This is a genomic window from Massilia sp. P2_C2 (genome assembly GCF_056404615.1).
On the sequence record NZ_JBFUDR010000491.1, the window covers coordinates 1 to 3,091 of the forward strand.

At 65.0% G+C, this 3,091-nt stretch carries 2 protein-coding genes and 1 pseudogene; 1 reads left to right on the plus strand and 2 read right to left on the minus strand.

All coding sequences use genetic code 11. The features are described from left to right. A partial coding sequence (locus AC1DYX_RS29895) for a sensor domain-containing diguanylate cyclase (RefSeq protein WP_477265658.1) occupies positions 1 to 1,728 on the plus strand: 1,728 nt, incomplete at its 5' end. 10 nt (positions 1,729 to 1,738) lie between these two features. Here AC1DYX_RS29895 and AC1DYX_RS29900 read toward each other — a convergent pair. Continuing rightward, on the minus strand, positions 1,739 to 2,080 hold the full coding sequence (locus tag AC1DYX_RS29900) for a DUF1840 domain-containing protein (protein WP_477265660.1): 342 nt from the start codon (positions 2,078 to 2,080) through the stop codon (positions 1,739 to 1,741). A gap of 69 nt (positions 2,081 to 2,149) precedes the next feature. Further along, positions 2,150 to 3,091, minus strand: a pseudogene (locus AC1DYX_RS29905) (putative ABC transporter permease subunit); the annotation flags it as partial.

A 3,091-nucleotide genomic window follows, 5' to 3' on the forward strand; every position in this document is an offset into this window, starting at 1 on the left:
AGCGCTGACAGCGATACCAAGACACGCCCCTGGCGGAGCAGGCCTTTCCGGCTTGCGGCGTTGATGGTGTCGTTCGCATGCGTCACGGTAGTGATCACGGCGTTTCTGCAACTGAGCCTCGTCGACCACTTCGCCTTTCGCCACGCCACCGATGAGGCTGGGTTGCGGCTGGAACAACTGTCCTGGCAGATGCGCGATTCCCTCGACCGGACAATGGACCAGGCTGTCCGCGACGTTACGCTGCTGTCGAGCTTGTCGGACGTCCGCACCCCCACCAATCCGGCTGCGCTCAGACACGTCCTCGAGAACTTTCAGCATGATTTTCCCGACTATGCGTGGATCGGCATCGCCAGGGCGGATGGGCGCGTGCTGGCCGCGACGGGCGGATTGCTGGAGAATCGCGATGTCACGGCGCGTCCCTGGTTCCACGCCGGGCAGTTGAACGTGGTCGCGGAGGATTACCACCCGGCCACCATGCTGGGTAGTCTGCTGCCGCGTACGCCCGATCCATGGCGCTTTGTCGACGTGGCCGGACCGGTGCAGAATCCGGACGGTACATTTCGCGGTGTTCTCGCGATTCACCTGAGCTGGAAATGGGTGCGCACGCTGGCTACGAACCTGCTGACGCCTGCGTTGCGCGGCACCGGCGCCGAAATCATCGTCGTGCGTAACGATGGCGTCGTGCTGCTCGGGCCGCAGGATATCCTCGAGAAGCCAGTCTCGACCGAGAGCATGCGCCGTGCTTTCGAAGGCGGGACGGGCGCCGTCAAGGAGCGCTGGCCCGACGGCCGCATGTACATGACGGGGTATAGCCAGACCGGGCGCGGCCGTGATCGTGCCGGCCTGCGCTGGGCGGTGCTTGTGCGCCAGACCGAAACCGCGGCGATGGCGACGGCGCATGACCTGGAACGGCGCGCCTTGTGGCTGTGTCTTGGACTCGGCACCATGCTCGCGGGCGCCGCAACATGGCTGGCGCGGCGCATTGCGGCGCCGCTCAAGGTGCTGAGCGCTGCCATCGAAAACATTGCTCATGCGCCCGGCACGCAGGCCAGGATACCGGAAGTGAACGGGTTCCACGAGGTTCGGGTCTTGTCCGTCGCGATGCGGGATCTCATCGCCAGCGAACGCCGGCACCGTGATGCGCTGGAGCGGATGAACGCGCAACTCGAGGATGCCGTGGCCGCGCGCACGGCCGAGTTGCAGGAATTACTGATGCGTGACGTGTTGACCGGTCTCCCGAACCGGCGTGCGCTGATGCAGATGTTGCCCGAGGCAATGGCACGGGCGGCACGCCTGGACCGTCCATGCGCGGTCCTGTTCGTCGACATGGATGGGTTCAAGCTCGTCAATGATACGCACGGCCATGAAGAAGGCGACGAATTGCTGCGCCAGTTCGGCATGCGTCTGCTGAACGGCATCCGAGAGACGGACATGGCTGCCCGGCTGGCCGGCGACGAATTCGTGGTCGTGCTCGAACTATTGAGCGATGCGCAGGACGCGGAGAACAAGGCGCATGTCTTGCTCGACCAGTTGTCCCGGCCTTATACGCTGGCCGGCATCAGTGTGCAGATGGGCGCGAGCATCGGTGTGGCTCTGCAGTTGCCGCGTGAGGCGCAAGACCCGGCCCGCCTGCTGGCACGCGCCGACCAGGCGATGTATGAAGCCAAGCGCAAGGGCAAGGGCCGCGTCGCGCTGCTGGCGGCCGAACTGGCGCGGGAACCGTCCTGACCTGACGGGCTCAGACGCCCCAGAGTACGTCGGCCTGATGATCGCGCGCGGCGCGCAGCATTTCGAGCAACGGGAAGGCACGGGTGGAGAAGGTCACGACTTCGATCGCCTCATGCTCCGCGTCTTCGACGTCGCCGTGATGCGCTTTCACGTCCTGTTCCATTTCGTCCGTGACCTGGCTCTTGCGGCTTTCCTCGATCTCGTTTTCCAGCAGCTTGACGGCCTGCGGGGCTTCCTCGGCGGTAATCACGCCGCGTTCACTGTCCTTGTGCAAGAGGTCGAGGATACGCTTGGCGTGATCCTGGTACATCATGACGTTCGGATAAGCCTTGGATTTGAAAGTAATTAACATAGTTGCCTCGTCCAATCGTTAGTAATCAAAAGATAACACGTCTCGCAGCGGAGGGTCGTGCGCTGCCTCTCACAAGGGGCGCCGCCGCTGCAACCGGGCGAACCGCAGCATGCCGAGCCCACCAGCCAGCGCCAGCGCGGCCAGCGGGAGCATCCATGCCGTGTTCTCTCCATCCAGCGCGACCAGCGCCCAGCTGAGTCCGGCCCAGCAAAGGCTATTTATCAATTCCAACATGGTGCACAGAAAGTTCCCTTTTCCGCGCATCTTGAAATCGCTGCGCGGCGCCGGCCGGCCGGTCCACAGTACGATCAGACCCGTGCTCAGCACGCCGGCGGAGACCGTGAAGGCGACCAGCAGCCCGGCCAGCGGCGCATGTACGGTCAGCCACAGCAGCGGCAGCGCGACGATCAGCAGGGCAGGCATCGTCGCGGCGGCCAGCTTGGCCAACTGCAACGTGCGCCATGTTGCCGGTGCCGACAGCAGCAGATCGGGCGCATCTTCAGCCGAAAGCATGATCCACGCCAGACTGCCCGTCAGCGAACAGCACAACATCGTGAGGCCGGCGCCGAGGGCGGGGCCGGCCGTGTCGTTGCGCAAGATAAGGATCAGCAATGGCAGGAGATAGATCAACTGCAACAGCACCTGTGCGATGAGGTGCGGGTCGCGCGCGATCAGGCGCCATTCCTTGACGACGACGGTATCGAACAGGCTGCGGCGAAAGTGAAAGCGCAGCGCGCCGGCGGGACGGGCCCGTACCCGGTCCGTGCTCGCCGCCTGCTGCAATCCATGGACGAAGAAGCGATGCGTGCGGCCCAGCGTCAGCGCGAACGCGAGCCCGGCCAGCAGCACGGCGCCCAGCAGCGGGGTCGGCGCACCCAGAAGCGCACGGCCGGGCAGCCATAGCGCGCTGTCGGGGCTGGCCAGGTGCGGGCCGAGGAGGCGGCCCAAAACCTCGCGTGCGCCATCGCTGCCGTTATGCGCCAGCGAGGACAGTTGCGACAGTATGAACAG